The organism is Collinsella sp. CLA-ER-H7 (assembly GCF_040092345.1).
Taxonomy (GTDB): Bacteria; Actinomycetota; Coriobacteriia; order Coriobacteriales; family Coriobacteriaceae; genus Collinsella.
In genome coordinates, this window is sequence record NZ_JBBNLT010000025.1 from 1 (window position 1) to 4,523 (window position 4,523).

The 4,523-nt window shown below is 58.9% G+C and carries 5 protein-coding genes; all 5 read right to left on the minus strand.

Going from position 1 to position 4,523, the window contains the following annotated elements; translation table 11 throughout:
• Positions 1–297: 297 nt before the first annotated feature.
• The 5 genes from AAAX75_RS09955 to AAAX75_RS09975 all read right to left on the minus strand — a co-directional run bounded on the left by AAAX75_RS09955 (position 298) and on the right by AAAX75_RS09975 (position 4,521).
• The gene (locus tag AAAX75_RS09955) at positions 298–1,512 is read right to left on the minus strand and encodes an MFS transporter (protein WP_349092062.1); all 1,215 of its coding nucleotides are present in this window, start codon (positions 1,510–1,512) and stop codon (positions 298–300) included.
• A gap of 91 nt (positions 1,513–1,603) precedes the next feature.
• Positions 1,604–2,437 (minus strand): PTS system mannose/fructose/sorbose family transporter subunit IID, encoded by an 834-nt coding sequence (locus AAAX75_RS09960; RefSeq protein WP_250787559.1) that lies wholly within the window; start codon positions 2,435–2,437, stop codon positions 1,604–1,606.
• Entirely contained in the window at positions 2,418–3,191 is a 774-nt protein-coding gene (locus tag AAAX75_RS09965) for a PTS sugar transporter subunit IIC (protein ID WP_349092063.1), read from the minus strand. The genes AAAX75_RS09960 and AAAX75_RS09965 overlap by 20 nt, the downstream gene beginning before the upstream one ends.
• A gap of 225 nt (positions 3,192–3,416) precedes the next feature.
• Entirely contained in the window at positions 3,417–4,307 is an 891-nt protein-coding gene (locus AAAX75_RS09970; RefSeq protein WP_349092064.1) for a DMT family transporter, read from the minus strand.
• Positions 4,308–4,395: 88 nt separating this feature from the next.
• Positions 4,396–4,521, minus strand: coding sequence for a PTS system mannose/fructose/sorbose family transporter subunit IID (locus tag AAAX75_RS09975; protein ID WP_349092065.1), 126 nt, complete (start codon positions 4,519–4,521; stop codon positions 4,396–4,398).
• Positions 4,522–4,523 lie beyond the last annotated feature (2 nt).

Below are 4,523 nucleotides of genomic sequence, written 5' to 3' on the forward strand. Positions count from 1 at the left end.
AGCCCTCGTCGGCGACCTTGTCGGCGAGCGCGGTCATCTTCTTGCCGGTCTCGTAGAGCGCCTTGCCGTCCTCGAGATAGCCCTCCTGGTCGAAATGCATGATCTCGATCTTCTCGGTTTCCTTCATGGCTTTTCCTTTCTGTCCTGCACGCGACTCTATACATCGCGTTTCTTTTCGATACCAATTATAGACATACACCTAAGATGTTTTTAATACCACTTATCAATCTGTTCCAATCCTCGGTGAACGGTCGAAATTCTCTGGTGAGTGGTATTAAATTAGAATTGAATGTATAGCTAACACCTCTGGCGCCTCCCTTGTGTGACAAAGAACAGCGTTCCTACCAGCGCAATAATGGTCGATGCCCCAAATAGCACCGCTTGGACGCCCAAAGCCTCCGCCAAAAAAGGAGCCGCCAGCAGCGGCAGCACGCCGGCGCTCATCAGGCCAAAACGCACAAAGCCGGTAATGCGCCCCAGGTATTTGATGTCGGCGCGCTCCTGAATCAAGATCATCTGCAGCGGTTCCAGGAATCCCCAGGCCAGACCGTTAATCGCCTGACCGATAATCGCGACCCCCAGCATATCGGTGCCCACGTACACCATGGACCCAATGCCCACGGCCATGAGCGCGCCGAGCAACAATCGCAGGTTGACATGGCGAGCAGAAAGCTTGGTCAGGATGAACGCGCCCACCGAGGAAGTGAGGCCCACGACCGAGGACAGCCAGCCCAGCCAGACGATATCCACGTTGAGCACATCGCGGTAGAACAACGACTCCAGCGAATCGAACGCGCCAAACGCAAAGAAACCCAAAAAGCCCGAGATAAAGATGAGACGCAGGTCGTGGTCGCGAAACGTAAGTCGCGCACCCTCGGCCATGCCGCCCAGAATACCGCCCTTCGGCTTCTCCCCTTTTGCGGGAGCAACACACTCGTGACAGCCCAAGGAGAGCACGGCCGCCACACCCATCATGCCCGCCATGAGCAGATAGACCGATTGCGTGGCAAAACAGCTCACGATGGCACCGCCGAGCAGCGGGCCAGCGGTATAGGCGATATTGCTATAGAACACCATGAGGCCGTTCACGCGGGTACGGCCCTCGGTGGTCGACTCCAGGTATCCCGGAAACGCATGCGTGCAGGTGTTGATAAAGCCGCCCGCAAGTCCCAAGACGCACGCTGCAAACAAAAGCCCGGGGACAGATAACGGCGCTAACCCCACGCCAAGCGATAGCACTGCCGTAATCACGCACGTCACAAACGACGTCCGGCGCGGTCCAAAGCGGTCGATGACCGAGCCCGACACCATATTGCCCACCGACGTCATAAGATTGCGCGCAAGCGTAATGGCGGCAACCAAAAAGGCCGTGCCAGCCAGATCATACGTGGCCGCACCGATAAGCCCCAAAAAGTAGACCGCGTTGTTGGCGCACCACTGCAGGGACTCAATAAGAATCAGCCTGACCTCTGCCGGCGTCAGGCGCATTGCTTCGCGATCCTTCGCGAACATACGAACTCCTTCTATACAAAAAGGGGATGGAGGGCATAGGCCTGCTCCATCCCCTTTCCAGGTTGCAACGAAAATCTATGCAGCCGGGCCCTTACGCCAGCACGCCGAAGAACGCGCCGATGATGCCCACGACCATGGTGGCCACGATCAGCACCATGGGGTTGATCTTCTTGGACAGCAGCCAGTAGTACAGCCAGAAGGCGATCATGCCGAGCATGCCGGGCATGATGCCGTCCAGGATGTCCTGGAGGGTCTGGGCGTCCTCGCCCGAGCCGATGGCCACCGGGATGCTGGCCCAGAACATGTCCTTGCACATGGCGCCCACGACCATGACGCCCACGATTCCCACGCAGGTCATGATCTTCTGCATGAGGCCGGTCCTCTGGGCCTCGTCCAGGAAGCCCACGCCCAGCTCGTAGCCCTTGACGGCGCCCCAGATGCGCAGCGCGAAGCCGGGGACGTTGTAGATGAGCAGGAAGGCGATGGGGCCGAAGGGGTTGCCGGCCTGGCACAGGCTGATGCCCACCGCGGCGGCGACCACGCGCAGCGTCGACAGGAAGATGGAGTCGCCGATGCCGGACAGCGGGCCCATGAGGGCGGCCTTGACGTCGTTGACGCTCTCGGGCTCGATCTCGCCGCGGGCGACCTTCTCCTCCATGGCCATCGCGATGCCGCCGACGAACGGGGCGAACTGGACGGTGATGTTGAAGAACGCGCAGTGGCGGTGCAGGGCCGCGGCGTAGTCGTCGGGGCGGCCGGCGTAGATCTTCTTGAGCATGTTGGCGACCATCAGGCAGAAGGCGATGTTCATCTGCTTGTAGTAGGTCCAGGAGAACTCCATGCCCAGGGCGCCGACGTTGACGGCGCTCTTGATGAGGTCGGAGCGCGTGATCTTGTTCTCGGGACTAGAAGTCATCGTCCTCATCCCCTTCCGCGGAGAGCTGGGGCTGGGCTCCGCCCAGGCCGAGCAGGTCGAACTTGTCGATGCCGATGATGATGGCGATCAGGGCGACGCCCAGGACGGGCACGTTGGCGTAGGAGCACAGCAGGAAGCCCAGGAAGTAGAAGGGCACGAGCTGCTTGGTGAGCACCAGGCGGCCGAGCATGGCGAAGCCCATGGCAGGCAGGATGTTGGCTGCAACGCCGAAGCCGTCGATCACAAAGGTCGGGATGAAGTCGAGCAGGCCCTGGATGGCGTCGGAGCCCAGGTAGAATGCGCCGCCGCACAGCAGGAAGTACTCAAGACAGCCAAAGAGGCCCATGCTCCAATGTGCCGCGTAGATACCCTTGAGGTTGCCCTTGGCAGCGCACTTGTCAGCAATGTCAACAATGATCGAGAATCCAGCATCCGTAATGTTACCGATCGTCAGCGAAAGGACGGCGATGGGCATGGCGAGCGCAATGGCCGTCTCGGTACCCTGACCGAGCTGAATGGCAAACGCGCAGGCGAGCACGCCGCCGACGGTTTCGTTAGGCGGTACGTAAGCGCCGATGGAGATCGAGCCCATGAACAGTAGCTCCAAGCTGGCGCCAACGGCAAGGCCGGTCTGCAGGTCCCCCAGCACCAGGCCCACGAGCGGGCACAGGACGATGGGACGGAACGCGTAGAGGGTGCCGAGCTGGTAGTCGAGGCATCCAAACGCTCCGACTAAGCCGACGAGGATTGCTTGGACAAGCATAATTCCTCCCAATAAGGAATCTCGAACCGTCGTCACTCCCGTCGCGCGCGTTGTTGATATCAATTCCGGGAGTTCGATTCCACGGCTCGAAGCGTACCTGGTGTGCTGCTACCACCCATGCCAGGCACAAATGATTTGATACCAATTATAGATATGCAGGTTCTTACTATTTAATACCACTCGCTCAGCGGGGTGTTTTTTACCGTAAACGGCAGACGTATCTCATCAGGCGCGCTCTTTGTTTCGATGGCGGACAAGCGCCACCAGAAAGCCATCACCAAAGGCATCGGATGCCAAGTTGGCCACAATCACCAAAACGATAATCGCCGCGCCCAAAAACTCGTTCCAGCGAAAGACCTCGCCAAAGAAGAGCGCCGACCAGCAGGGAGCGAGCACGACCTCGCTCATGCAAACCAAGTTGGCCGCAAACGCGTTGGTCCGCGCGATCCCCTTGGCATACAGCACGCTCGCAAGGCCACTGCAAAAAAGGCCATGCACCAGCATGAGCCCCCACTCAAATGGTCTCACGGAGTCTAGGGCGCCAGCAAAATAGACGATCGGCAGCATCGAGATACCGCAGGAGATGAGCGAGGACACCATGGGCGACGCATCGGGGCGAGAGTTCAAAAGGAAACACAGCCCAAAGGTGGCTCCCGAAATGACGGCAAGCAGGTTGCCGAGCATGCCCTCGGCACTCAAATCGCCTAAAAAGAACAGTCCCATACCCGTAAAAGCAACCACCACGGAGGCAATCTTCGCAGGCGAGGGCAACGTGCGGGTTGCGAGCGATTGATACACGATAACGAAGATCATCGAGGTGTACTGCAGGACGATCGCGTTGCCGACCGTCGTGAGCTGGTTGGCAAAATTAAACGTGGTGCCCGTCACGAAGTTGCAGACGGCCACAAGGACAATAAGACGGCTGACGCGGAGGACGGGCCTGCCGACGAGCAGGATAAAGAGCGCCATAAATATTGCCGTAACGGCACCGATCAAAAGAGCTGACTGCGAATTGGCGCGAACGAGGATGCCGATAAAACTCCACAAGAGCGCCGTGCCAAATAGATACATCGCCCCGCTCACGCCATTATCGGGTGGATTGTCAGATCGAATCACGAAGCACCTCCAGCTAGCTTTCGGTAATAAAAAACGGCGACCGCAATGGGTCGCCGTTTCCCTTGGGGGCAGAATAGAACGCAGGAACCTACGCCAGCACGCCGAAGAACGCGCCGATGATGCCCACGACCATGGTGGCCACGATCAGCACCATGGGGTTGATCTTCTTGGACAGCAGCCAGTAGTACAGCCAGAAGGCGATCATGCCGAGCATGC

What these genes read in the sequence shown, in the direction of transcription:
- AAAX75_RS09960 (WP_250787559.1), bottom strand. Translation starts at nt 2,437, where the DNA reads ATGAGGACGATGACTTCTAGTCCCGAGAACAAGATCACGCGCTCCGAC.
- AAAX75_RS09975 (WP_349092065.1), bottom strand. Translation starts at nt 4,521, where the DNA reads ATGCTCGGCATGATCGCCTTCTGGCTGTACTACTGGCTGCTGTCCAAG.
- AAAX75_RS09965 (WP_349092063.1), bottom strand. Translation starts at nt 3,191, where the DNA reads ATGCTTGTCCAAGCAATCCTCGTCGGCTTAGTCGGAGCGTTTGGATGC.
- AAAX75_RS09955 (WP_349092062.1), bottom strand. Translation starts at nt 1,512, where the DNA reads ATGTTCGCGAAGGATCGCGAAGCAATGCGCCTGACGCCGGCAGAGGTC.